Genomic DNA, 26,252 nt, shown 5'->3' on the forward strand with positions numbered 1-26,252 from the left:
TCATGGGCAGCCCGAAAGTTCGGGCAAGCCCTATGCGCCGCTATGGGGCAGCAGGTCCTCCAATTCGTAGATCGGCCGGATCTCGATCTCGCTGGGCCCCGGCATGGGATTGGGGCAGCGTTTCACCCAGGCAACAGCCTCGTCCATGTCCTTGACTTCCCAGAGCCAGAAGCCGGCGACCAGTTCGCGGGTTTCGGCGAAAGGCCCGTCGATGACGGAACGGCCGGGGCCATCGAACGCGACACGCTTAGCCTCGGACGAAGGCTTGAGGCCATCGCCGGCAAGCATGATGCCGGCCTTTGTCAGTTCATCGTTGAATTTGCCCATCGCCTCCATCATCGCCATCGTCTCGGGCGTTGGGTTGAAGCCCTGTTCGCTGTCTTCGGTCGCTTTCACGAGCACCATCACACGCATTGTCTGTCTCCTGGTTGAATCCGGCCTGATCGGCCCGACATCGGAACGACGAACGGGGTTTCCGGAAATCGACATCGCCGCGCAATTGATTTTCGACGTCACCAGATGCCGGGGATCAGCCTCGCGCGGACCCTGCGCGCGTAATCGGCATAGCCGGGAAGCTCGGCGCGCAGCAGGCGGTCCTCCCACGCGGTCCGCAACACCAGAAATGCGGAGGCGATGGCGGCAGGCACCAGCGCCCAGAGCGAAGCGAGCGCGAGCGCCATGCCGAAGAACAACAGCAAAGCGGCGACATAGCCGGGATGGCGGACAAACCTGTAGGGGCCGGTGTCGATGACATGCTGGTGGCGTTCCGATTGGATCCTGACGCCCGGTTCGAAAAAGGGATTCACCGCCTGTGCCCATGCCGTGATCGCCATGCCGGCAAGCGTCGCGACATAGCCCGCCACCACGATCCAGCCGGGCACCGCCGACCAATGGAAACGTCCGGCATCGAGCGCCGCGACCGGCAGGATCGCGACCATCGACGGCAGGATCACCGCGAGCAGCGACTTGTCCCAGCTTTTGGTCCCCGGCTGAAACCGACTGCGCGCGCGGTAGATCACCGGATTCACCCGGGCAAGAATGAGGGCGGACGCGCCAAAGCCGAGAAACAGGACCGCGACGAACAACCATCCGGCACGCCAACCCAGGCCGCCGGCGGGAAGGAACAGCAAGAGCAGCAGGGACAGCGGCAACCCGATCGCATAGGCAATCGCGACACTGCGCGACATCGGCCTGGGATCCTGCGGGGCTTCCACGGCTGGCACTCCTCGTCCCTGCCCCACTCGCATCGCCGATAGCACCGGGACGAGCGAGTTCACGGCTACGCGCTCATATCACCAACCAACCGATCCCCGAAATGTTGCGGCAACCGTCACGCACGCGCAAGTTCGGCAAGCGTCGCCCTGAGTGCCGCTGCCTTCACGGACCGAAGCCGCATACCGCAAGCGGCGATCATGGTCGTCGCCGAACACGACCAGCACGCCCTCATTCGGATCGCCCGAACGATCGACGTCAAGCCCGAAGCAGGCGGTATTGAGGCCGCGTTCGCGATCGGCAGGAAGAACAATGCCCCCCTGCCTCTGTCGCAATTGGGCTGACAGGCATCTCCGCTCTCCAAATCCGGGTTGGATTACATTTTGAAATGACATAATACAAAATTGTCTTTTCCAGCGATCGGCCGCCATGCAATCCCCCGCCCCCACCTCCCGACGGTTCGACACGATCAGCGGACAGATCGTCCATCTGCCCTGGATCCACCGCATCCTTGTCGAGAATATCGTCCGCACTGACCCGGCGACGGCCGACGCGATCCTGCCCGGCTGGATCGGCAATGGCCGCAGCGACGCCGAGATCGCCTTCTACCCCCGCCGCATCATGATGCACGACACGACCTGCGGCCCCGCGCTGGTCGATATCGCGGCGTCGCGCAGCGCGCTGGCGGAACGCGGCGGCGATCCGGCGCGGCTGAGCCCGGTGCTGCCGGTCAATGTCTCGACCGATCATTCGATCGCGATGGACCATTTCGGCGCACCCGATGCGCTGGGGCGCAACATGGCGCAGGAAATGGCGCGCAATGCCGAGCGCTATCGCTTCATGAAATGGGCGACGCGCGCGCTCGGCAATGTGACGATCCATCCGCCGGGCACGGGCATCATGCACACGATCAACCTCGAGCGGCTGGCCACATTGGTCAGCGAGACCGATTGCGGCGTGCGCATTCCCGACACGCTGATCGGCACCGACAGCCATACGCCGATGGTCAACGGCATCGGCGTGCTCGGCTGGGGCGTCGGCGGGCTGGAGGCCGAGGCGGTGATGATGGGCATGCCGGTGATGATGCGCGTGCCCCGGGTGGTCGGCGTCCGCCTGTCCGGCCATCTGCGCGCCGGTATACTCGCCACCGATCTTGCGCTGTTCGTCACCAGCGTGCTGCGCCGGCACGACCTGGCCAATCGCTTCGTCGAATTCTTCGGCCCCGGCGTTTCCACCTTGTCGGCGGGCACGCGTGCGGTGGTGGCGAACATGGCGCCCGAATTCGGTGGCGCCACCGGCTATTTCCCGATCGACCGGGCGACGCTCGACTATCTGGCGACGACCGGCCGCACACCCGCGCATATCGCGATGGTGCGCGATTACACGCAGGCGCACGGCCTGTGGTTCGATCCCGAAGCCCGGCCGATCTATGACGAGATCATCGCGATCGACCTGGCCGATGTCGGGACCGGCCTGGCCGGCCCGCGCCGGCCGCAGGACCTGCTGACGCCCGCGCAATTGCCGGCCCGGATGAGCGCGCCCGATCATGCGCCGGGCGACTTGCCCGACGGCGCGGTCGCGATCGCGGCGATCACGAGTTGCACCAACACGTCCGATCCGTCGCTGTTGATCGCCGCCGGGCTGCTGGCCCGCAATGCGCGGGCGCGCGGCCTGACCGTGCCGCACTGGGTGAAGACCGTGCTGGCGCCGGGATCGCCCACCGCCGAGCGATATCTGCGCCGCGCCGGACTGCTCGACGATCTCGAAGCACTGGGCTTCGCGATCGCGGGCTATGGCTGCGCGGTGTGTATCGGCAATTCGGGGGGGCTGACCGCACCGATCCAGACGGCGATGGATCGCGGCATGCGGCCTGTCGCCGTGATCTCCGGCAATCGCAACTTCCCCGGCCGCATCCACCCAGCGCTCGACCAGGGATTCCTCGCCTCGCCGCCGCTCGTCATCGCCTTCGCGATCGCGGGCGATGTGAAGCGCGACATCATGACCGACCCGATCGGCACCGGTCATGACGGCGATGTCGTGCGGCTGGCCGATATCTGGCCGTCGGACGCGGCGATCGCCGCAGCGCTGGCCGGAGCGACCGATGCCGCGGATTATGACGCGGCCTATGCCGCCGCCGAACGCAATCCGGCCTGGACGGCGATCGATGCGCCCGACAGTCCGCTCTATCCCTGGGATCCGGCATCGACCTATCTGCGCCGCCCGCCCTTCGCATCGGTCGACGGGCGCCAGAATCTGGACCTTTATACCGCCCATCCGCTGATCGTGCTGGGCGACGACATCACCACCGATCATATTTCGCCGGCGGGCGCGATCCCGGCCGACAGCGCAGCCGCCGACTGGCTGGTCGCGCGCGGCGAGGATCCGGCGGATCTCAACGTCTTTTCCTCGCGCCGGGGCAATTGGGAAGTGATGGTCCGCGGACTCTTCACCAACAAGGCGGTGCGCAACCTGCTCGCCCCCGCGATACCGCCCGGCCAGACCATTCATGCGCCGACGGGCGACATGCTGTCGCTCCGCGATGCGGCGGAGCGCTACCGCAATGACGGCGACAGCGTCGTGATCGTCGCCGGCGAGCGTTACGGCATGGGATCGTCGCGCGACTGGGCGGCGAAGGGCGCGGCGCTGCTCGGCGCACGCGCGGTGCTCGCATCGAGTTTCGAGCGCATCCACCGGTCCAATCTCGTCAATATGGGCATAATGCCGCTCCGCCTTCCCACGGATCGCCACCCGTCGTCGCTGGCGCTGATGCCCGGCGACACGATCACGATCGACGCGCGCGAGGCCGGGATCGCGCCGCACGCCGCGATTTCGGTCGCACTGCGCCGTCGCGGCGGCGCCGTCGAACGCTTCGAGGCGACGGCCGAGATCGAGACCGCGCTCGAGCTTGCGGTTCTGCGCGACGGCGGGATCATTCCGATGATTCTTGCGCGCAGCGCCGCCGAAACCGCGATGTGACAGCTTGACGACAGCAAGCTTTCCTAACCCTTTTGCCAACGGCCGGGATTGAATCGCGGCCAGGGGAGGCATCGCTGGCATGACGAAACCGGAAACCCAGACTTTTTCGCGCCGCAGCTTCACCGGCCTGCTGCTCGGCGGCGGCACCGGCTTGCTCCTGCTGCCGGGGCTCGGCGGCTGCCTGTCGCCCAAGGCGAACCTGGTCTCGCCGATCGACGGCCTCCCCCGTGCCCGCCCCGAGACCGAAGGCGTCGATCCGCAGGCCATATTGGATTTCCTCGACGAGGTGAAAGCCGCCGGGCTCGAACTGCACAGCTTCATGCTCGCGCGCCACGGCAACGTCATCGCCGAAGGCTGGTGGTCGCCCTATCGCGCGGACCGGCCGCACATGATGCATTCGCTGACCAAGAGCGTCGCGGTTTCCGGGGTCGCGATCGCGCTCAAGGAAGGGCGGTTCAAGCTCGACGACACCGTGATCTCCTTCTTCCCCGACGAATTGCCGCCCCAGGTGAGCGACAATCTGGCGGCGATGACGGTGCGCGACCTGCTTACCATGCAGACCGGGCATGAGAAGGAGATTTCAGGTTCGGTCTGGCGCCAGATCAAGACGAGCTGGGTCGCCGAATTCCTGAAAGTGCCGGTGGTCTACAAGCCGGGCACCAAATTCGTCTACACCAGCGCCGCCAGCTTCATGCTCTCCGCGATCGTCACGAAGGTGACCGGACAGACGCTGCGCGACTATATGGAACCGCGCTTCTTCAAGCCGCTGGGCATCACCGGGCTCACCTGGGACGTCGGACCGGGCGGGATCAATCCCGGCGGCAACGGGCTCACCTGGAAGACGGCGGATTCGCTGAAGCTCGCCATGCTCTATGCCCAGAAAGGCAAATGGAACGGCCAGCAGATCCTGTCGCCCGAATGGGTGGCGGCCGCGAGCACGCTACAGGCGGGCAACCAGGACGATCCCGACGATCGCTACGGCTATCAATGGTGGATCGGGCCGGGCAAGGCCTATTACGCGCTCGGCCTGTTCACCCAGATGGCGATCGTCTTTCCCGAGCAGGATGCGGTGCTGGCGATCACCGCGGCGATCGACGGCAGCAAGAAGCTGAAACCGATCATCTGGAAACATTTCCCCGGCGCCTTTGCCGCACCCGGCCGCCCGAACAACGACAATGGCTATGCCGCATTGACGGGACGGACCGAACATCTGTCGCTGCTGCCGCCGCTCGGCGAGGCATCCTCTCCGCTCGCGGCGCAGATTTCCGGCAAGAGCTTCACCGCGGCGGCGAACGCGGAAGGAATCACGGCGATGAGCCTGACCTTCGACGGCGATCACTGCATCTTCAAGCTGACCGACGTGCGCGGCGAGCATCAGGTCGATGTCGGGCTGGGCCGCTGGATCGAAGGCCGGACGAGCATGACCGGCAACAAGCTGCACCATCAATATCAGCCCGATTCGATGGTGGTCGTGGCGGGCGGGCAATGGACCGCTCCCGACAGTTTCGAAATGACCTGGCAATTCGCAGAAACCGCGTTCCGCGACACCGTCATCTGCCGCTTCGCCGGCGACACGATGACGTTCGACCGCAAGGTGAACATCAATTCCGCCGACCTTTTCCTGCCCACCGTGCGCGCGACCCGCGCCTGATATCCGGGGATCTTCATGACGACTGTCCGTTTCAGCCGATCGCATGCGGCACGCCTCTGGCTTCTCGTCGCCGCGATGCTGGCGCTGCTGCTCGCGGCGATGCCCGCGCGCGCCAGCGAGGAGACCGGCCCGACCAGCCTGCTCATCACCTATCGCAGCACACCGGCCAACCGGCCTGCATTCCGCGACTATCTGAAGGGCGCCGGCGCGGCGCGGTTCGAGGCGCTGAAGCGCGAGGGGGCGATCAAGAATTTCGAGCTGCTGTTCAACTGGTACAATGACGCATCGACGTGGGACGCAATGGCGGTCGTCACGTTCAAATCCTATGCCGATGTCGCACGCTGGAAGACGCTGGAGCGCACCAGTCCCGGCGGGCTCGACGCACAGGGGCTCGCCCTCGCCCAACCGATCCTCACCGCATCGGCCGATCTCGACTGGGAGGAGGGGACCGCGTCCGCACCCGGCGGCAGCCGCGTCTTCTATGTCATTCCCTATGAATATCGTGACGCCGGCGAATATCGAAAATATGTCGACGGCTATGTGATCCCGCAGGTCAAGGGATGGATGCGCGAGGGCATCCTGTCGCGCTATCGCATCTTCATGAACCGCTATCCGGTCGGCGATCGCTGGGATGCGCTGTTCATCTACGAATACAAGGATCTCGATTCCTTCGGCCGCCGCGAACCCACCATCGCCAAGGTCCGCGAACCGCTGCGCAAGGAACCCGCCTGGGCCGCGCTCAATGCGATCAAGACCCAGATCCGCAGCGAGACCGAGAATGTGATCGCCGACGATCTCGCCGGGAGCTGACCCGATGGCCGTCCGCCCTGCCCTGCTGTCGATCCATCGCTGGATCGGCCTGGCCTTTGGCCTGTTGCTGATCGTCCAGGCGCTGACCGGCGTTGCGATCGTGTTCCGCGAAGAGCTGAATCGCACCATCCATGCCGATGCGCTGACGGTCGTGCCGACCGGCCCGGCCATGCCGGTGCAGCAGATGCTCGACATGGTCCGCGCGGCGCATGGCGATGCCCCGGTGACGCGGATCGAATATCCGACCACCGCCGACGAAGCCTTTCTGTTCCGGATAGAACCCAAGGACGGCAGCCATCGCCGGATGGTTGCGGTCGATCCCTATCGCGGCACGATCACGCGCGACGGCGAACTGGGCGACTGGCCGATCGAATGGCTGTTCGAACTGCATCACGAATTGCTGGTCGGCGACACCGGTGCGATGCTGGTCGGCATCGGCGGCATCGCGCTGCTGTTCATGGCGCTGACCGGGCCGTTCCTGTGGTGGCCGGGGCGTGGCCGGATCAAGCAGGGCCTGTCGGTCACGTTCAAGGGTGGCGGCTATCGCGGCGCGCGCGACCTGCATCGCGTCGGAGGCATCGCCTTCGCACTGTTGCTCGCGACCTCGGCCTTCACCGGCATCGTCATGGTCTGGAAAGCGCCGCTCCAGCCCGTGATCAACCTTGTCGCGTCGACCAATGCCAAACCTTCGGTCAAGGTGAAGGAACGTACCGATACGGCGCTGCTGCCGCTCGATCGCGTCGTCGAAGCCGCCATCGATCATTATGGCGGCGCGAAAGTGCGCAACGTCCGCTTCCCCGGAGGAACCGGGCGCGTGATCAACGTCTTTCTCGAGGCCGATGATTATCCGCGTCCCCGCGCCAGCAATCAGATCTGGCTCGACGGCTATACCGCCAAACCGCTCGGCACCTATGAGGCCGCGACCAATCCGCCGGGCAATGGCTTTATCGACTGGATGCTGCCGATCCATAGCGGCGAATTCCTCGGCACCCCGGGGCGCTGGCTGTTCCTGTTCGAAGCGCTCGCGCTCGCCGGATTCGGCATCACCGGCTTCTGGATGTGGGTGGCGCGCAGGCGGTTGCAGGCGGCCGCGCTGCCCGTGCTGGCATCGCCCGACACCGTCACCGTCCGCGTCGCGCGCGCCTGGAACGAGACGCCGGATGTGCGCAGCGTCGAACTGCGCGCGATCGATGGCGCGCCGCTCCCGCCCTTCACTGCCGGTGCGCATATCGACGTCATGCTGGGCGACGACCTCATCCGGCAATACAGCCTGTGGAACGACCCCGCCGATCGCGAGCGTTATTGCATCGCGGTGTTGCGCGAGCCCGCCTCTCGCGGCGGATCGGACGCCGTCCATGCACTGGAACAAGGCCAGACCCTGCGCATCGGAAAGCCGCGCAACAGCTTCCCGCTGGTCGAGACCGCGCCCCGCACCCTGCTCATCGCGGGCGGCATCGGGATCACGCCCTTGCTGGCGATGGCGGCACGGCTGCACGCGATCGGACGGCCGTTCACGCTCCATTATGCGGCGCGCAGCCCCACCCAGGCCGCCTTGCTGTCGCAGATCGAGCAGACGGCCTGGGTGGGCAATGTCTCACCGCATTTCGCGGGCCGGCCACGCTTCGACAGCCGCGCCGCCCTAGCCGCGGCGGGCCCCGATGCCGAGCTCTATGTCTGCGGCCCGGCGCGATTGATCGACGATGTGATGGCGAGCGCACGCGCGCTTGGCTGGGCGGAGGAACGGCTGCATGTCGAGCTGTTCGATGCCACCCATGCTCCCGATCCCGATGCCCGCCCCTTCGACGTCGAACTGGCGCGCAGCGGGCGTGTGCTGCACATTCCGCCCGATCGCACGGTAACCGACATATTGGCGGAGAATGGCGTGAAGGTCGTCACATCCTGTCGCCAGGGCCTGTGCGGTAGCTGCGCGACGCCGGTGCTGGAGGGCGAGCCCGAACATCATGACCGCTTCCTGACCGACGCGGAACGGGCGAGCGGCGCGGTCTTCACTCCCTGCTGCTCGCGCGCGCGGACGGCGAAGCTGGTGCTGGATCTTTAGACCCGCGCTCAGCCTTGCTCCACCACTTGCGCGCGGCTGAGGATACAGCGGAGCAGCACGTCGGCGCCGGTCGCGAGGTGTTCGGGATCGGCGTCCTCCAGTTCGTTGTGACTGATGCCGCCGGCACAGGGGACGAAGATCATCGCGCTCGGCGCGCAGGCCGCGAGATGGATCGCATCATGCCCGGCGCCCGAGACGATCTCCATGGCCTCCGCGCCAAGCTCGCGCGCCGCCGCGGCGACATCGGAAACACGGCCGGGATCGAACCGGAGCGCTGCGAAACGAGAGGTTTCACGAAGAACCGTCCCGACCCCGTGATCCGCCGCGACGGCCGCCATGGCGGTGCGGAACGCCTGTTCCATCGCCTCCAGCATCGCATCGTCGGGCGCGCGGAAATCGACGCTGAAGGTCACGCCGCCGGGAATGACGTTGCGGCTATTGGGGCGGACCTGGACCTGCCCCACCGTGCCGCGCGCATGCGGCGCGTGCGACAGTGCGATCTCGACGACACGCCGCATCAGCACCGCGGCAGCCTGAAGCGCGTCGCGGCGCAATTCCATCGGCGTCGGCCCGGCATGCGCCTCGAACCCCGTCACCTCGCAGTCGAACCAGCGCTGCCCCAGCGCGCCGGTGACGATGCCGATGGTCCGGCCGGCATCCTCGAGCACCGGACCCTGCTCGATATGCGCTTCGAAATAGCTGTCGATCGCCGGCCGGTCGCATGACGGGCCGGCAAAGCCGATCCGATCGAGCGCCTCGCCAACGCTGATCCCTTCGCCGTCGCGCGCGGCGCGGGCATCGTCGAGCGGAAAGGCGCCCGCGAACACCGCCGATCCCATCATCACGGGCACGAAGCGCGATCCCTCTTCATTGGTCCAGACGGCGACTTCGACCGGCGCCTCGGTCTCGATGCCGAGATCGTCGAGCGTCCGCAGCACTTCCAGCCCGGCCAGCACGCCGTAATTGCCGTCGAACTTGCCGCCGGTCGGCTGGGTGTCGATATGCGAGCCCGTCATGACCGCGGGCCGGGCCGGATCGCGGCCCGCGCGCCGCGCGAAGATGTTGCCGATCGGATCGACGCGGATGGTGCAGCCTGCCGCCCTTGCCCATTCGACGAAGGTTTCGCGGGCCCGGCGATCCTCGTCGGTGAGCGCCAGACGGCAGACGCCGCCCTTCGGCGTCGCGCCGATCTGCGCCAGGTCCATCAAAGACCGCCAAAGCCGATCGCCGTCGACGGCAGGGAAGTTCGAACCCGCGAGCATGACCGTCTATCCCGCCGCCGGCCACCGGCGCGCGATCAGGTCATACATCGCCAACAGGCCATGCGCCTCGCCGCCTTCGGGCCGCCCATCCTTGCGCGAGAGATTCCAGGCGAAGATGTCGAGATGGACCCAGGGCGTTCCCGCAGGCACGAAATTCTGGAGGAACAGCCCGCCATAGATCGCGCCGGCCGCGGAGATCGATCCGATATTCATGTCCGGAATGTTGATCAGATCGGCCGACTTGCCCTTGAGGTGCGGCGCATAGGGTGCCCAGAGCGGCAACCGCCACAGCGGATCGTCCATGGCCGCGGAGGAAACCGCAGCCTCGGCGGCGATCGCCTCGTCATTGGTGAGCATCGCGCCGATATCGGTGCCGAGCGCGGTGGTGGCGGCGCCGGTCAAGGTTGCGAAATCGATCAGCAGGTCGGGCGTCTCGGTAACGGCCTCGGCCAGCGCATCGGCCAGGATCAGCCGGCCTTCGGCATCGGTGTTGCCGATCTCGACGCTCAGCCCGTTGCGCGCCTTGATCACGTCGAGCGGGCGCATCGCATCGCCCGACAGCGAATTCTCGACTGCGGGCACCAGCACGCGCAGGCGGACGGGCAATTTTGCGGCCATGATCATCTGCGCCAGTGCGAGCACATGCGCGCCGCCGCCCATGTCCTTCTTCATCAGCAGCATACCCGGCGCCTGTTTGAGGTTCGAGCCGCCGGTGTCGAAGCACACGCCCTTGCCGACCAATGTCACCCTGGGATGCGATGCATCGCCCCAGCGCAGGTCGATCAGGCATGGCAGCTGGGTGCTGGCGCGGCCGACCGCATGGACGAGCGGATAATTCGCCGTCAGCAGGTCGTCGCCCTCGATCACTTCCAGCGTCGCGCCGCCCGTCGAGGCGACCTGACGCGCGGCATCGGCCAGATCGTTCGGGACCATCAGGTTCGGCGGCAGATTGATCAGATCGCGCACCAGCGAGACCGCTTCCGCGAACAGGCGGACCGCCGCACGATCGGCCTGGTCGGGCCAGACCAGCCGGGCCCTGGGCGCATCGTCGGTGCGCTTCAGCCGGTCGAAGCTGTAGCTGCCGAGCGCCCAGCCGAGCGCAGCCTCGGTCCCTGTCTCCGCCGACAGGCCCTCGATCCGATAGACGCCCGGCGGAACCGCCATCGCCGCCGCCGCGGCCGAACGGCGCGAAATGCCGTCACCGACGCCCACCCATAAGGATCCGTCGGCATCGGGCAATTGCACCACCTGCCCCGCAGCACCCGAAAAGCCCGACTGTTCGACCCGCGCCTGAACCTGAGCGGCCTGGCCGGCAAGCAAGCCAGCCAGATCGGCAATGGCGACAAACCGAAGCGGTGTCGCCACGGGCGCATCGTCAACAATCATATCAAGGCACATCACGCGTCTCCCGATCGCCCGTCGCATGCGGGCTGGTGAATTGGAGTGATTTCGAGACAGGTGGAATCTCCTGCCGGCTCGGAAATCACGGTCAACAAAGGACAGCGTCTAAGAGCTTCACCGCCCTATTCGGCGTGCGCGCAGCCTCTGTCTTGCACAGATCAAACCTTCAGGCCTGGGTCAGCAGCCTTGTGTCGAGATAGCCGTCCAGCCCCTCATTGCCGCCTTCCCGGCCATGGCCGCTATATTTGATCCCGCCGAACGGCGTTTCCACCGTCGATATCGAGAAGGTGTTGAGGCCGAGCATGCCCACGCGCACCCGATTGCCGAGTTCGGCCAGCGCCGTGCTCGATTGGGCAAAGGCATAGCCGGCAAGGCCGTAAGGCGTTTCGTTCGCCCGCGCGATCGCCTCGGACAGGTCGGCGAAGGGAGAGACCGTCGCGATCGGGCCGAAGGGTTCCTCCTGCATGATCTGTGCGTCTTCACCGATATCGTGCAGGATCGTCGGCGCGAAGAAAAAGCCCTGATTGCCGACCCGCTCACCGCCCGTCGCGACCTGCGCACCGCGCTGCCGGGCATCGGCCACCAACCGCTCCATCGCCTGGATGCGACGCGCATTGGCGAGCGGCCCCATTTGCGATTGCGGATCGCTGCCCGGGCCGACGCGGATCGCCGAGGCCGCCTTCGTGAATTCCTCGAGGAACTGATCGTGCACCGCGTGGTGCACGAAGAAGCGCGTGGGCGAGACGCAGACCTGTCCCGCATTGCGAAACTTCGCCGCCCCGGCCTGGCGCGCGATCGCGGTGACGTCGACATCGTCGTTGACGATCACCGGCGCATGGCCGCCCAGTTCCATGGTCGTGCGCTTGAGCCCGTCGGCGCACAAGGTCATCAGATGACGGCCGATGGCGACCGAACCCGTGAACGAGACCTTGCGGATGATATCGGACGCGATCAGGTGCGACGAGACCTGCGCGGGCACGCCGAAGACCAAAGCGAGCGCATCGGCGGGCAATCCCGCCTCGTACATCGCCTCGACCAGCAGCATCGCGCTGGCGGGCGTTTCCTCGGACGGCTTCAGGATCAGCGAGCATCCCGCCGCCAGCGCGCCGCCCACTTTGTGCGCCGCCATGAACATCGGGAAATTCCACGGCGTCAGCCCCAATGCGGGGCCGATCGGTTCGCGCACCACGATATGCCGTACCGCCGGATTGCGCCCGGCAATGGTGCGGCCATAGACGCGGCGCCCTTCCTCCGCATACCAGTCGAGCACGTCGGCGCAGGTCAGAACCTCGCCCTTCGCCTCGGCCAGCGGCTTGCCCTGTTCGGCGGTCAGGACGGCGGCATAATCGTCGGCGCGCGCGCGGAGCACGTCGCCCGCGCGGCGCAGGATCTGCGCACGGGTCAGCGGCGCCACGGCGCTCCACGCGGCGAAACCTTGATCGACCGACGCGAGCGCGCGATCGAGATCGTCGATGGTCGCGTGCGGAACATGCCCCAGCACTTCCTCGGTCGCGGGATCGATGACCGGTTCCGACGCGCGATCGGCCGCTGAAATGGCGGCGCCGGCAATATGCATGTTGATCGTCGGATACATGGGTCACCGTCTCCTTGGTCGCAAAGATTGTCCGGCTATGGCCGCCGGCCCGACACCGGCGCAAGCTCGATAATGGAACGGCCATAGGAGGGTTTGAGCGTGCCCTTCATCCAGTCGGCGATCAGCGGGAAATAGCCGGTGGCGAAGCGCGTCCCTCTCCGCGTACCGTCCGGCTCGACCTGATATTCGCGGATGCCGTGATCGACGTCGGGAAACACCGCCAGATCGATCGGCTTGCCCGCGCGCTGCAACTGGCGAAGCTGCGCGATCGAATGCGCGCTGGGCGCTTCGATATCGTTGACCGCCATCATCCAGAGCTGGGGAATGGCGAGCGCCTTGAGCGCGCCATAGGCGTCATATTTCCAGATGATGTCGAGATTGTCGTAGCGATCCCGGCCCGAAGCCCGCAGCATTTCGGGCGTTTCCCGCAGCATCGGCCCGCTATATTCACCCTCGAACGCGCTGAACCAGGGTTCGCGGCCGAAACGCCGCTTGACCGCTTCCAGCCGATCGAAGCCCGTGGTGAAATGCGATGCGGCGATGGCGCCGGTGGCGTCGGTCACGATGCGCGCCTTGGCGATGACATCCTCGCCATAGCCCTTGCGGCGCAATTCGTCGGCGACCTGTTCGGCATCCTCGCCCAGCGGCGTTTCGATCAACCCATAGGCGACGGCGACGAAATCGACCGGGGTCTTGCGCGCTGCGAGCGGCGATATCCATCCGCCCTGGCTCGCCCCGAAAAAGCCGATGCGGCGATAGCGATCGCCGGCGGCACGCCGCGCCGCGCCCGCCGCGGCAGCGGCGTCCTTCGCCAGTCGCTCGAAATTCTGCGAATAACTGCCTTCGGACGATCCAGTGCCGCGCTTGTCATAGACCAGGGCCGCGACGCCCTGCGCCGCGAGCAGATAGGGGAAGGAATAGACGCCGATCGCGCGGCTGTTCTCGGATCCGTGAACCAGAACCGCAAGCGCCGGCCCCGACGCGGCATCGGGTTCGATCAGCCTGCCGTGCAATGTCGCGCCATCGCTCGAGAACGCGACCGGCGTCTCGCGCAGCTTGAACCGCGTCCAATTCCGTGCGGGTGCGGTTCCGATCGTGATGGAGACTTCCCCGGTTTCGCAGCTCTTCGCGCTGAGAACGGCATCGGCCTTTCCCGTCGGTGTCCATAGCGTGCCGGCATAGCTGCCGTCCGGTCTTGGCGTCAGCGCGCCGTTCGAGCCGTCGACGCTGGTGAAGCGCAGCGTGCCGGGTGCGTTCGGCGGATTGGTCTCGGTAAGCGCCGCAATCTCCGTGCCTGCGCCATAAGCGCCGACAAGGCACGACGGAGCGGCGATGGCCGCTTCGCTCGACGATATGATCAGCAGCAATGCGGCCAGGCGGATCTTCAACATCATGTCTGCTCCCGAACGAATCATGGGCGCGTCGCGACGATGGCGGCGGCGAATTGGTCGACGGCGGTTTCGGTGGTGGCCCAGGAACACAGGAAACGGGCATTGCCGTCGGCCAGGCTGTAGAAAACCCAGCCCATGGCGTGCAGCTGTTCCCGATGCTCGGCGCTCATCGCGACGAACACCGCATTGGTCTCCACCGGATGCACCGGCGCGAAGGGCAACCGTTCGATCAGCCGGCGCGCCATCCGGTTGGCATGGCGGCTTCGTTCGACCCAGGCGCCGCTTTCGAGCATACCGATCCAGGGCGCGGCCAGGAAACGCCCCTTGGACAGCAGATGCCCCGATTGCTTGATGCGCGCGACGAAATGCCGATCGCAGGCCTTGTCGAGCACGACGATCGCTTCGCTGCCCGGCATGCCCGCCTTGGTGCCGCCCAGCACCAGGATCGAAATATCCAGCCGCGCGATGGCGCGCAGATCAACGCCGGCCGCCGCGGCACAGGCGAGGCGTGCGCCGTCGAGATGAACCATCAGCCCGCGATCGCGCGCCGCCGCGACGAGCGCGCCGAGCGCCTCCATCGAATAGAGCGCGCCATATTCGGTCGGATTGGAAATGGAGAGCGCGGCGATCGGCTGGTCGGACGAGGAATATGGCCGCGCCAGCAACGCCTCCAGTTGCGTCAGGTCGATCCGGCCATGATCGCCGCTCACGGGCACCAGCCCGAGCCCGCCGCCGAAAAAGCCGGGGGCGCCGGCCTCTCCTTTGCGGACATGGGCGTGTTCGTGCACGACCGCCGCCTGATGCGCACCGCACAATGTGGCGAGCGCCAATGCATTGGCGGCGGTGCCGGTGGGCACGAAATGGACCGATGCGTCGACGTCGAGCAATTCGCGCACCAGCCGCGCCGCGCGTTCGGTGGTTCCATCCTCGCCATAGCCGGCCGACATCCCGAAATTGGCGTCGGCAAGCGCGGCCAGCGCCTCCGGTGCGATGCCCGAGATATTGTCCGAAGCGAAATCGAAGCGTGGTGTCATCGCGCCGGCCCGGATTGGGGGTCGAAACTATAGCCGATCGCGGGGAACCGGGTGCGCAAGGCGGCGACGGCGATCTGCAGAGCCATGGTGTCGCCATCGCGCGCCGCCGTCGCGATCAGGCCGGCGACCTCCTCCATTTCGGCGGGCGTCATGCCGAGCCGCGTCACCTCATGCGTCGCGAAGCGCGCACCGGACCGGCGCCCCAGCGCCATGTCGCCCGGCAGGGCGCAGTCGGACAGGAAGATATTCGCCGCATGACATGCGTGCTCGAAGCGCCCGGCTTCGTCGCCGTCGCCGAAACGCAGGAACAGCTGGTGCGTCCGGCTGATCCCGCGATCGGCGCCGATCACATCGAAGCCATGGGCGATCAGCGTGCGGCCGAGCGCCTGTGCATTGACCACCATGGCGCGCGACAGTGCCGCGCCATGCGCCAGCGTTTCGGACAGCGACACGGCAAGCGCGGCATATTTGTTGAGGTCGCGGGTCTGGAGCAGCCCCGGAAAGCAGGTTCGCACGACGCGGCGTGCGATGTCGGCGTCGTTGGTCAGGATCAGGCCGCCGACCGGGCCGCCCATCACCTTGTGCGTGCTGAGCGTGACGACATGCGCGCCCTCCGCCAGCGGGCGCTGGAAATCGCCCGCCGATATATGAAGGCCGAGATGCGCCGCATCATAGACGAGGATCGCGCCGACGCGATCGGCCAGCACACGCAATGCCTCCACCGGATAAGGGAAGAGCACCTTGCCGCCGCCGATCACGATCAGCTTCGGCCGATGCATGGCAACCAGGCGCTCGGCGGCGTCGAGGTCGATCTCGAAACAGTCGGAGACGATCGGCAGCGGGATCGGATCGAGCCGCAGCACGCCGGCGACGCCCGAGCGGTGATAGCTGAAATTGCCGCCGCCATCCTCGTCCTGCGCCAGGATCCGATCGCCGGGTTCGAGCAATGCGGCGAAGGTTGCCATATTGGCCATCGAGTTGCTGACCGGGCGCCATTCGACATGGGTGGCACCGAACAGGCGGCGCGCCAGCGCGATCACCGTCGCCTCGATCGCGTCGACATGGTCGTTGAGCCGCCCGTGCGGATACAGTTTGTCGCCGGGAATGCCCTCGGTCAGTCGCGTCGCCAGATCGCTGTCGAGCAATGCGCGCGCGCGGCGGGAGATCAGCCCTTCCGCCGGGTTGAGGTTCAGGCTCGATCCGCGCCAGCGTTCCTGCATGTCGACCATCGCCTCGATCCGCCCGACGATCTCGTCGGGTGAAAGCGCGTCGATCGCTGCGGCCTGACCATCGATATAGTGGGAAGCGGCGGGAGAAAGGACATGGCTGTTCACGATGATATACGCTCACGCAATGTTGTGGCGGCCGATATCGCGACGATCGCCGCAGCGAAGGCGAGACCGGCAACGATCAGGAAATAGGCGGCCGGCGACATGGTTTCCCATGTGCCGCCAAGCCAGCCGGCGATGGCCAGGCCCAATGCCTGGACGAGGAACCACAGGCCGATGAAGACGGTGGTCAGCGATGCGGGGGCAAGGCGGACGAGCAGAGCCTGGCCGATCGCGTCGAAATATAATTCCCCCACCGCCAGCAGGACCAGCGCGGCGATCAGCCATGGCATCGCGACATGGCCCTGCCCGGCAGTGCCCGCCGCCGCGACGAGCAATGCGAAGGACGCGCTGAGCAGAACCGCGCCGAACGCCATCTTGCGCAGTTCGTGGCGGCCGTCGGCGCGCCGGTCGCGGCGCGACCAGATCCATGCCAATAGCGGCGTGAACAGCACGATGATGACGGGATTGACCGACTGGAACCAGGCGGCGGGAACCATGAAGTCCTCGCCCGCCCAGCCGATGCCACGATCCACCGACCGACTTGCCCAGATCGCGATGGTGCCGCCCTGCTGGCCGTGCGCGGCCCAGAACAGCACGCCGCTCAGGAAAATGAGCAAGAGCAGCGCCCATCGGTTCGAGGCTCCCCGGTCCGGCGCAGCGGCGGAGGTGCCTTCCGGCGCATCGGTCTCGACCGCATGGATCAGCCGGTTTCCGAACAGATAGATCAGCGCCGCAAGGCACATGCCGACACCGCACAGCGCGATCGCCATACGCCAGCCATAGGCCTGGCCGATCAGGCCGCAGACGATCGGCGCAAAGATCGCGCCGGCATTGCAGCCGGCCTTGTACAACAGGAAGGCGCGGTCGCGGCGCGGATCGTCGCGGCGGTAGAGCGTGCCGATCTGCGATACCAGCGACGGCTTGAACAGTCCGTTGGCAAGCACGACCAGGGTCAGCGCCGGAAACAGCATCGCCGGCCAGACCAGCAGCAAATGCCCCGCGGCCATGCCGGTCGCGCCGATCAGGACGGCGCGACGCACGCCCAGCACGCGGTCCGCCAGCACGGCGCCGACCAGCGTGATCGCAAAGGCGGCGGCAGTCGACAGCGAGTAGATCTCGATCGCCTGCCCCGCGCTATAGCCGAGTTCGAGCAGATAGAAGACCAGGATGGTCCGCATGCCGAACAGCGCGAACACTTCCCAAAGCCCGGTCAGGACGATGATCGTCAGCCCGGGCGGGTGCCCCGGAAACAGGCCTGGAAAGGAATGACGGGATGGCGGCTGCATGGATCTAGAGAACCGCCATCGCCTGCTCGGCGGCGCGGCGGCCTTCGTCGGTCGCGGCGATCCAGTTCTGCTGTCCGTTCAATTCCGAATGGGCGAAGGCGATCCGGCCATGCGCCGTCCGGATGGTGTCGCGCGCCGGCACATTGCCGTCCGTGCCGGTATAGAAGCCCGGCTGCGGACACAGATAGGCATGGCCCCAGCGATTGAGGATGATGCCGGCGATGTCGGACTGACGGAAGCCGCTGGCGCCGAACAGTCGCCCCATCTGATCCCTGATGCGGCGTTCGTAATCGGCATAGCTGGTGCCGAGCATTTCGTACCGGCCCCGCGCGGCCTGTTCCTGGATGCCGCCTTCGCCGGGATAGAAGATGGGGACGTAGAAAGTGATCACCGCCGGCTTGTCGGGATCAAGCGGCGGCCGATCGCGGCCCACCGCCATCGCCGCGCGGATATTGCAGCAATAACCGAAACCGTCGAACCAGCGGCATGCCGTCAGGCCGAGCGAGGCCAGGAACCGCCAGTTGCGGACGGCGACGTTGGCGACGAGCAAAGGCGTGCGATGGAATTGCCGATAGGCCGCCCGGTGCGCTTCGGGCAGGTCGTGCACGATGTTCCGCGTGACCCAGCTGCCGCCCGCCATGACGACGGCGCGCGCCGTGAGGCTGAATAGCTTGCCGCCCTGCGCATAATCGATCTTCACGCCGCGCGCCGCATCGGCGGGGCCGTCATGCGCGACGCGGACCGCCGTCGCGCCCAGCCGCATACGAACCGGCGCGCCGACGCGATCGAGCGCGGCGAAATCGACGCGGCCGTTCATGATCGCGTCGAGCGAAGCATCGCCGGGCAGCGCCGCCGGGATCAGCGCCTTGATAAAGTGGCGCGTCAGCACGTCGTTGCCGCCGGGAAAGCTGTGCTGTTCGGGCTCCAGCAGCCGGGCGAGGTCCTGTGGTGCGCGGAAGCCCGGCATCGCCGATCCATAGGCCGCCCGAGCCGAGGTCACATCGCAGCCCATGCCCGAAATCGCCGATGCGACGATCGGATCGGCATAGGCCGTCACCTGCGGGCTCAGGCCCATCACCTTTTCGATCAGCTCTTTGTAGCTCATGCTGTCGAGCCAGCGCTGGAAGCCCGCTTCGCTTTGGTCCGCGCCGCCATTGGGCGCGACCAATGCGCGCCATTTGACGAAATCGGCCTTCACGGCATCGGGATAAGGGGCGCGGGAAAGATCGTCGCTCCAGATATCGCGGGCCCATCGCCCCGCCCCGCCCGGTTCGCCGAAGAACCAGCCGAAGGACGGCGACCTGTCCTTCCAATATTGGAACTCGAAATTGTCCTTGCTGAATTCCAGCGCCTTCGCCGCGCCGCTGGGCGGCAGATAATCGAAGCTGCGCGGCATGCCGATCGCGGTGAATATGTCGTAACCACGGCTGCCAGGGCCGGCCGGCACCGGAAAGGAGTTGGCGCCCTGCGGCCCGGCCAGCCGGATGCCGTCGACATCGAATTCGTTGCGCTTCGCCTCCCCGCCGAAGATCGCATGGTTCTCGATGATCAGGCAGGATCCGCCGGGGCGCTTGCCGAGGAATTCGAGCGCCGCGGCCATGCCGCTGAGCCCTCCGCCGACAATCACCAGATCATAGGTCTCGCCGGTGGAGACGGTGCGCGGCGCAGCCTCATAAGCGCCGTCGCGGACGAGATGGCCGGCCGCCTGCATCGCATGGCTGTTGCCGTGCGCGCGGGCATAATCGCCGACGCCCCCGAAACCGTCCCATGCCGCGGCCTCGCTTTGCGGAGGCGCCGCCGCCGACCGGCCGCCCGCGAGCAGCGCGCCCGCGGCGACCATCGTCCCATTGACGAAATCCCGCCGCGTCACGCCGTCGTTCGAGACCGGATCAACCAAGGCCACCTCCCGATCCATCAACCGTCCTGTCGTCAGAACCGCGTCGTCAGCCCGACGAACAGCTGCCGGCCGAGATCATAGGTGCCCAGGAAGGTATTGGAGAGTCCCCGATTGTTCGCGCCCGCCGCGGTGTTGGGAACGATCGGCGGGCCATTGCCGGTGACGTTGATCACGCCTGCCCGCAGCGCGAACGCCTTGCCGACATCGAACTGCGCGGTCAGGTCCAGATAGGATTCGCTGCCGATGCGATGCGCGACCGCGTCGCTGACCGTCCCGCTGAAGCTGTCGACGTCGAGCGTGACCGCGCCGACATAGCGCCAGCGTGCGGTGATCTGCACATCGTCGTTCGGCGACCAGCTGAACCGCGTATTGATCCGCCATTTCGGATTGGGCTGTCCGCAGACAAAGCCATAGGTGCCCGCGCATTGCTGCACCGGTGAATCGAGATTGAGCTTCTGGTCGTAGGTGCGGACATGGGTGGCCATGACCGACAGGCTGAAGCGACCCGGCAGGCCCAGGCCGAGATCGTCGAACCGGCCGCGATAGGCGAGCTCGGCATCGATGCCCTTGGTGCGCAGGAAACCGATATTGGAGTTGAGCAGAGAGATATAGCCGTCCGCCTTGGAAAGGCGGCCGCCGCCGCTTGCCCGGCCCGAATCGTCGCGCACGATCTGCTGGCAATAGATGTTGGCGGCGTCCTGGGTCGGATTCTGCCCCGCTCCCGTACCGTAGCAATTGTCGAAGATATTCTGGGCGGAGGCACCGAACGGCGCGATCGCTCCGTTGAGCTTGATGTCGTAATAGTCGATCGTTGCCGAAAGCCCACGCAGGACGCGCGGCTGCAGCACGACACCGAAGGATATCGTGTCCGATTTCTCCGGCCGCAGCCGGCGATTGCCGCCGACCAATGTGGTGCATTGGGTGCTGAAGCACTGGAAATTGATATTGCCGAAATTGGCCGCCGGAACGCCGGTCGCCCGGCACAGCGCCGACGACGCGGTCGCGGCCCCGGTATCGCTGGCGAAACAGGGATCGAGCGCGATATCCGCCGATGGCTGGGCCGGCGCGAACAATTCCCCGATATTGGGCGCGCGCACCGCGCGCTGGAACGAGCCGCGGAAGCGGATATCCTCGATCGGCGCCCAGACCGCGCCATATTTATACGCGCTGACCTTGCCCGCCAGATTATAGTCCGAACGGCGATAGCCGCCATTGATCGCCAGCAGATGCATGAACGGAGCGTCCTGCGCGATCGGCGCGTTCGCTTCCACGAACAGGTCGTGCGTGCTGATCCGCCCCGCCGTGGCCGGGATCGCGCCGAAGACGACATTGTTGCCGACCGCCAGATTGTCGTCGGGCCGATAGGACGCGCTTTCGCGCCGATATTCGGCACCGATCGCGATGGCGAGGCCATCCTCCGCCCATGGACTGCGGATGCCGACCTTGCCGAGATCGCCGGACAGCGAACCCGACACGACATATTGCGACGATTCCGAATTGGCCTGCTGCTCGAGCGCGACGAAATTCGCGGCCGCACCGCTGACCGCGCCCGGCGCGGTGGTGAAGATGTCGAGCGGCACGCAACCGCCGCTCGGATCGATGCAACTGCCATTGGGATTGACGAGCAAGGCCTGCTGCACGCGATTGAACGAGAAATCGCCGAGCAGCCGCTGCGTCCAGTCAACATGGCCATATTGGCCGGATACATCGTAGGAGAAACCCGATCCCAGATCGCCCTTGGCGCCGATCACGACCTGGAACTGCTGGTAATTATTGCGTTCCTGGATGAATCCGCTCTCGATGAAGCGACGGCCGAGATTGATCGACGTCACATCGTTCGGGCCGAAGACACCGGGACCAAAGAGGACGCTACGTGCCTGGTTCGACAGGAAGGGATTGCCGTAATTGACGTCGACGACACCGGCGAAACCCGGCTCGCCCAGCTGGCGATCCACCTTGTTCTGCGAAAAGGAGAACCGGAAATAGGGCGCGAATGCCGGCGCGACGTCGTAATGGCCCACCGCGCCCAGCAGATAGCGCTGCTGCGGCACGATCAGATAGCGATTGGCATTGTTGTTGAAACGGCTGCCGTCATAAGGAACCAGTTGCCGGTTGGCGTTGAACATCAGCCCGCGATCGAGATCGCGCCCCGCCGGGATGATGCTGCTGCCCGTCGGGATCAGCGACGTGCCGTTCGAGGTGAAGATCGTGCGCGAGAAATCGCGGCTCGACGCCAGGATCGGATTGCGATCGGTATAGCCGGCATAAGCGGTGATGTTGCCGCGCCCGTCGCCGGTATTGACGCCGATCATCAGGTTCGCGTCGAACGAATAACCGTCGCCTCCGCCGTAAAGGCTGTTCTGCGCATCGATCTCGATGCCTTCGAAATCCTGGCGCAGGATGAAGTTGACGACACCGGCGATCGCATCCGAACCATAGACCGCCGACGATCCGCCGGTCTGCACTTCGACCCGCTTGATCATGTTGACCGGAACCGTGTTCGCATCGGGCACGCCCGAGAAATCGACGGCGGGAAGCCGCTTGCCGTCGATCAGCACCAGGGTCCGCTGGTCGCCCAGGTTGCGGAGGTTGATCGTGGTGTTGCCATTGCCGTTATTGTTGGTCGCGGCCGACCGGCCCGGCGTTGCGGACGGCAGGTCGCGGATCAGCGCCTCGGCATTGACCACCGCCTGCGTCTTGATCTCCTCATAGGATGTCACGCTGATCGGCGCCGCCGACTGGAGGCCGGGCGAAATCAGCCTGGTGCCGGTCACCACGATATCGGTTGCCGGCGCCTCTTCCGGTGCCGTTGCCTGCGCATGGACGGCACCGGACGCCATCAGGCTGCAAAGCGCCGTCCCGATCAGCATCGTCCTCATATGACGGCGCCCCGTATCATTCGACGAATAGATGCTCATGCTCACTCCCCCCATCTTGTCAGTGGGTACGGTTCGGCCTTTCCGGTCGCGATACCGACACCCCTGAACATCCTCGACATGCGATATGTTCTATCCTGCAGCCTCACCCTGCGGCGGAAGCGGGTCGACGTCTTGTCTCGATCAAACATCCAGATTGACTTGGATCGAGGGGGCGCACAGTTTTCATGTCACCCGATCCGGTGGAGCAAGAGAGCCCGAGCGCGTATGACGCGAGACGCAGAACCCCTGTCGCAAGGCCGTTTCAGAGGCCGCGCCACCCAGTCGCGCGCCAGCGGGCGGTTCACGATCGGCCATTGGTTCGCCAACAATCCGGACGGCTCCACACATCCCCACTCGCATGAATCCGCGCATTTCCTGTGGATCACCAGCGGACATTTCGAATCCGAGACCGCCACACCCAACCGCTCGCTACCGCCGATCATCTACACGCCCGCCGATATCGTCCATAGCGATCGCTTCATCGGCAATGGCAGCTTCTTTTCGGTCTCGGTCACCAACGACATATTGGGCGAAATCAAGGATTTCCGTCCGCCCGACCGGGCTTTGCAACCGCATAGCTGGCGCGCGCGCTGGATCCTGCGCGATCTGCTGCGCCTGTGCGGATCGACCGACGATCGTGACGATGGCGAGATCCAGTCGCTCTGCTTCGAACTGCTCTCCGAAGTCTGCGCGTTCGACGGTGAGAGCGGCGCACCCGGCTGGTTCCGGCGCTTCCGCGAACAGGTCCGCGAAAGCTATGGCGAGTCACTCAGCGTGAACGGCCTCGCGCGCGAGGCCGGGGTGCACCCGATCCATCTGACCCGCGTCTGCCGCAAGCTGATGGGATGCACGCCGCTCGAATATATCCGCTATGTCCGGCTATCGGCGGCCGCGGAAGCGCTGCGCAGGAACGACATCCCGATCTGCGACGTCGCCTTCGACACCGGCTTCGCCGACCAGAGCCATCTCAACCATGCCTTCCGGTCCGCCTATGGCGCCGCGCCGGGCCAGTTCCGGCGCCAGTTGAACGCGACCAAGATCTAGATCCCCTGTGTGCCGGCCCCGGCCATGAATTCGGCGCGAACGGCCGCATCATGCTCGCCGAGTGCTGCGACACGCCCCGCCCGCGCGGGTTGCCCGTCATGGATGGCGGCTGGCGCGACGACCTGTACGCGGCCGGCCGGCGTATCCACCTCGGCGAACCGCAGATGCGGATGCCGGGCCGCCTGAGCAATGTCGTTCAACCGGCCATAGGCGATGCCGGCCCGTTCCAGCCTGGCCACCGCACCGTCCAGGCGCATCGACCGGAAGGCGTCCGCCACCACCGCGTCCAGCGCCGTACGATTGGCGATGCGATCCATGTTGGTCGCAAATCGCGGGTCCGACGCGACCGCCGGCGTTCCGAGGAAATCCGCGGCGAACCGCAGCCATTCGGCATCGTTCTGCACCGAGATGATAAGCTGTTCGCCACCGGCGCACCGGAATGCGCCATAGGGGGCGATCGTGGGATGCGCGACGCCGCTTCGCGCGACTTCATGGCCACCGTGCAGATATTGCAGCAGCGGCACATTCATCCAGTCGGCGATGCTGTCGAACAGCGACACGTCGATCGCCCGCCCGACGCCGGAGCGCTCCCGCCCCAGCAGCGCCTCCAATATCGCGCAATAGGCGGTCGTTCCGGCATTGATGTCGGCCACCGATACGCCGACCCGCGCGGGTTCGTCGGCGCTGCCGGTGATCGCGCACAATCCTACCTCCGCCTGGACGATCAAGTCATAGGCCTTCAGCCTGGCATTGGGGCCACTCGTGCCGAAGCCGGTGATGTCGCAGGTGATCAGCCGGGGAAAACGCTGCCGGAGCGCCGCCGATGCGAACCCCTTTTTCGCAAGCGCGCCGGGCTTCAGATTCTGGATGAAGACGTCCGCGCGGCCGATAAGCGCGTCGAGCAGCGCACGATCCTCATCATCGTCGAGATCGATGCGGACCGACTCCTTGCCGCGATTGAGCCAGACATAATAGGCGCTCTGGCCCTTCACATAATCGTCGTAGCGCCGCGCGAAATCGCCGCCGGGCCGCTCGACCTTGATCACCCGCGCGCCCGCCTCGGCCAATCGCCACGACGCATAGGGCGCGGCCACGGCCTGTTCGACCGAGACCACCGTCAATCCCGACAGGTCCTGCATCATCGATCTCCGCCCGTCGCCAGCATCGCCAGCAGCCGGTTCTGCTCGTTGCCGACGATGGTCAGCGCTTCGTCCACGCCCATGCCGGGCTTGGCGAGCATCATGTCCGCCTGCGTCGCGACCGCGACATGGACGCAGGCCTGCGCGGACACTTCGGTTTCCACGCAACTGCCGCCCAGATAGGCCCCTGCCCCATGCTGCCGGCACGCGAGCACCGCCCGCACGCTGTTGGCGATGCTGCCGAGATCGGGCGTCTTGATCTGCAGGATATGCCCCGCGCGTTCGGCGGCGAACAGTTCGACATCCTCCAGCGTGTTGCACCATTCGTCGGCGACGATCCGTGTCGACACCCCCTTGGCATCGAGCCGTTCAACCAGCGTCTTGTATCCGGCCACATGCGCATCGCGGCTGCCGAAATCGGCGGGGGATTCGATCTGCAGCGCAAAGGGCGCCGCATCCTCCGCCGCCGCCGCCAGGAAATCGGCGATCGCCTCCACATCCAGGCCGAATTCCAGCCCGACCCAGCCATAAAGGTCGAAATGCAGGATCGGCCGGTAATCGGCACCGCCCAGCGCGATGCTCCGCGCGGCGACATGACGGATGAATTCGCGGAAAGCTTCGCCGCGCCGGCCGAATTTGGCGGCGGCATTGATCAGCCCATGCGGCAGGATATCGCAGCCTTTCAGAATCATCTTGTCGATATTGACCACGCGATCGTCGCCGCTCTGCGCGAAGATCGGCACCCGACTGGGCGTGATCGGCAGGCCGAAATCGCGGCAGATGGTCTCAGCCATGGTTTCGCGCCGGGCATGCGCGCTGGCGCGCAATAGCGCCTGGCTGACGCCATATTGCAGAGCCATTCCCGGCGCAGGCAGTCCTTCGACCGGAGTCAGCACGGCTTCGCAGGTCGACCGGAAATCGATCACGTCCCGGCCGATCAGTCCCGGCAGGATCGCCGCGCGCGCAAAAGCCTCCGCCTCCGCCGCATAGAAAAGCGGATCGCGTCCGCCCGCCCCGGAATATTGAACGCTCATGGCATCGCCCCAGACCGTCGCGCCGTCGGAAAGCCGCAGGCCGATGCCAAGAACCTCGGCGGGCTGCCTGATCTGGCGGAAGCCGGGCGTCAGCACCTGTCCGCGATAGGCGAAGCCGTCGCTTTCCACGCCCGCCCGGATGGCAGCCTGGTCGTCGTAGAAATAGGCGCCGGTTCCACGCGCGAAGATGACGTCCGCGATCTGCATATTGCT

Annotated in this window: 19 protein-coding genes; 6 read left to right on the forward strand and 13 right to left on the reverse strand. The window is 66.1% G+C overall.

Translation table 11 applies throughout. The features are described 5' to 3' along the window. Positions 1 to 30: 30 nt before the first annotated feature. Together AC3WN8_RS02040 and AC3WN8_RS02045 are read right to left on the reverse strand one after the other, a co-directional pair. The gene (locus tag AC3WN8_RS02040; RefSeq protein ID WP_492667706.1) at positions 31 to 414 is read right to left on the reverse strand and encodes a YciI family protein; all 384 of its coding nucleotides are present in this window, start codon (positions 412 to 414) and stop codon (positions 31 to 33) included. Positions 415 to 512: 98 nt separating this feature from the next. Beyond that, positions 513 to 1,214 carry a methyltransferase family protein gene (locus AC3WN8_RS02045; RefSeq protein WP_492667707.1) on the reverse strand — a complete coding sequence of 234 codons (702 nt, stop codon included), beginning with the start codon at positions 1,212 to 1,214 and terminating at the stop codon, positions 513 to 515. Positions 1,215 to 1,412: 198 nt separating this feature from the next. On the opposite strand from AC3WN8_RS02045, the gene AC3WN8_RS02050 reads away from it, so the two are divergent. The 5 genes from AC3WN8_RS02050 (at position 1,413) to AC3WN8_RS02070 (ending at position 8,708) form a co-directional block, all read left to right on the forward strand. Next, positions 1,413 to 1,556 carry a hypothetical protein gene (locus tag AC3WN8_RS02050; protein WP_492667708.1) on the forward strand — a complete coding sequence of 48 codons (144 nt, stop codon included), beginning with the start codon at positions 1,413 to 1,415 and terminating at the stop codon, positions 1,554 to 1,556. 85 nt (positions 1,557 to 1,641) lie between these two features. Continuing rightward, positions 1,642 to 4,188, forward strand: a complete 2,547-nt coding sequence (gene acnA, locus AC3WN8_RS02055; RefSeq protein WP_492667709.1) for an aconitate hydratase AcnA — start codon at positions 1,642 to 1,644, stop codon at positions 4,186 to 4,188. Positions 4,189 to 4,267: 79 nt separating this feature from the next. Further along, positions 4,268 to 5,839 (forward strand): serine hydrolase domain-containing protein, encoded by a 1,572-nt coding sequence (locus AC3WN8_RS02060; RefSeq protein ID WP_492667710.1) that lies wholly within the window; start codon positions 4,268 to 4,270, stop codon positions 5,837 to 5,839. A 15-nt stretch (positions 5,840 to 5,854) separates the two neighbouring features. After that, positions 5,855 to 6,649: a hypothetical protein gene (locus AC3WN8_RS02065; RefSeq protein ID WP_492667711.1), complete on the forward strand. Its 795-nt coding sequence runs from the start codon at positions 5,855 to 5,857 to the stop codon at positions 6,647 to 6,649. Positions 6,650 to 6,653: 4 nt separating this feature from the next. Further along, positions 6,654 to 8,708 carry a PepSY domain-containing protein gene (locus tag AC3WN8_RS02070; protein WP_492667712.1) on the forward strand — a complete coding sequence of 685 codons (2,055 nt, stop codon included), beginning with the start codon at positions 6,654 to 6,656 and terminating at the stop codon, positions 8,706 to 8,708. An 8-nt stretch (positions 8,709 to 8,716) separates the two neighbouring features. On the opposite strand, the gene AC3WN8_RS02075 is transcribed toward AC3WN8_RS02070, so the two are convergent. The 9 genes from AC3WN8_RS02075 to AC3WN8_RS02115 all read right to left on the reverse strand — a co-directional run bounded on the left by AC3WN8_RS02075 (position 8,717) and on the right by AC3WN8_RS02115 (position 22,783). After that, positions 8,717 to 9,970 carry a Zn-dependent hydrolase gene (locus AC3WN8_RS02075; protein ID WP_492667713.1) on the reverse strand — a complete coding sequence of 418 codons (1,254 nt, stop codon included), beginning with the start codon at positions 9,968 to 9,970 and terminating at the stop codon, positions 8,717 to 8,719. 6 nt (positions 9,971 to 9,976) lie between these two features. Beyond that, a complete protein-coding gene (locus AC3WN8_RS02080; protein ID WP_492667714.1) occupies positions 9,977 to 11,335 on the reverse strand; it encodes a leucyl aminopeptidase family protein in 1,359 nt (452 codons plus the stop codon). Positions 11,336 to 11,537: 202 nt separating this feature from the next. Beyond that, positions 11,538 to 12,965 (reverse strand): NAD-dependent succinate-semialdehyde dehydrogenase, encoded by a 1,428-nt coding sequence (locus AC3WN8_RS02085; RefSeq protein ID WP_492667715.1) that lies wholly within the window; start codon positions 12,963 to 12,965, stop codon positions 11,538 to 11,540. A 35-nt stretch (positions 12,966 to 13,000) separates the two neighbouring features. Beyond that, entirely contained in the window at positions 13,001 to 14,359 is a 1,359-nt protein-coding gene (locus AC3WN8_RS02090) for an alpha/beta hydrolase family protein (protein ID WP_492667716.1), read from the reverse strand. 17 nt (positions 14,360 to 14,376) lie between these two features. Beyond that, positions 14,377 to 15,390 (reverse strand): threonine aldolase family protein, encoded by a 1,014-nt coding sequence (locus AC3WN8_RS02095; RefSeq protein ID WP_492667717.1) that lies wholly within the window; start codon positions 15,388 to 15,390, stop codon positions 14,377 to 14,379. Next, the gene (locus AC3WN8_RS02100; protein WP_492667718.1) at positions 15,387 to 16,724 is read right to left on the reverse strand and encodes a beta-eliminating lyase-related protein; all 1,338 of its coding nucleotides are present in this window, start codon (positions 16,722 to 16,724) and stop codon (positions 15,387 to 15,389) included. The genes AC3WN8_RS02095 and AC3WN8_RS02100 overlap by 4 nt, the downstream gene beginning before the upstream one ends. Next, positions 16,721 to 18,007 (reverse strand): peptide MFS transporter, encoded by a 1,287-nt coding sequence (locus AC3WN8_RS02105; protein ID WP_492667719.1) that lies wholly within the window; start codon positions 18,005 to 18,007, stop codon positions 16,721 to 16,723. Before AC3WN8_RS02105 ends, AC3WN8_RS02100 begins: the two co-directional genes overlap by 4 nt. Positions 18,008 to 18,011: 4 nt before the next feature. Then, on the reverse strand, positions 18,012 to 19,904 hold the full coding sequence (locus AC3WN8_RS02110) for an NAD(P)-binding protein (RefSeq protein WP_492667720.1): 1,893 nt from the start codon (positions 19,902 to 19,904) through the stop codon (positions 18,012 to 18,014). A gap of 32 nt (positions 19,905 to 19,936) precedes the next feature. After that, complete coding sequence (locus AC3WN8_RS02115; RefSeq protein ID WP_492667721.1) at positions 19,937 to 22,783, reverse strand: TonB-dependent receptor domain-containing protein; 2,847 nt, start codon at positions 22,781 to 22,783, stop codon at positions 19,937 to 19,939. A gap of 264 nt (positions 22,784 to 23,047) precedes the next feature. Between AC3WN8_RS02115 and AC3WN8_RS02120 the strand changes: the two genes are divergently transcribed. Next, positions 23,048 to 23,866 carry a helix-turn-helix transcriptional regulator gene (locus AC3WN8_RS02120; protein ID WP_492667722.1) on the forward strand — a complete coding sequence of 273 codons (819 nt, stop codon included), beginning with the start codon at positions 23,048 to 23,050 and terminating at the stop codon, positions 23,864 to 23,866. Here the strand turns inward: AC3WN8_RS02120 and AC3WN8_RS02125 are convergent. Together AC3WN8_RS02125 and AC3WN8_RS02130 are read right to left on the reverse strand one after the other, a co-directional pair. Then, on the reverse strand, positions 23,863 to 25,005 hold the full coding sequence (locus AC3WN8_RS02125; protein ID WP_492667723.1) for a CaiB/BaiF CoA transferase family protein: 1,143 nt from the start codon (positions 25,003 to 25,005) through the stop codon (positions 23,863 to 23,865). The two genes, AC3WN8_RS02120 and AC3WN8_RS02125, sit on opposite strands and share 4 nt — an antisense overlap. Further along, positions 25,005 to 26,246, reverse strand: a complete 1,242-nt coding sequence (locus AC3WN8_RS02130; RefSeq protein WP_492667724.1) for a methylaspartate ammonia-lyase — start codon at positions 26,244 to 26,246, stop codon at positions 25,005 to 25,007. The genes AC3WN8_RS02125 and AC3WN8_RS02130 overlap by 1 nt, the downstream gene beginning before the upstream one ends. Positions 26,247 to 26,252 lie beyond the last annotated feature (6 nt).

Source organism: Sphingobium sp. FW305-3-2-15-F-TSA7 (assembly GCF_058787155.1).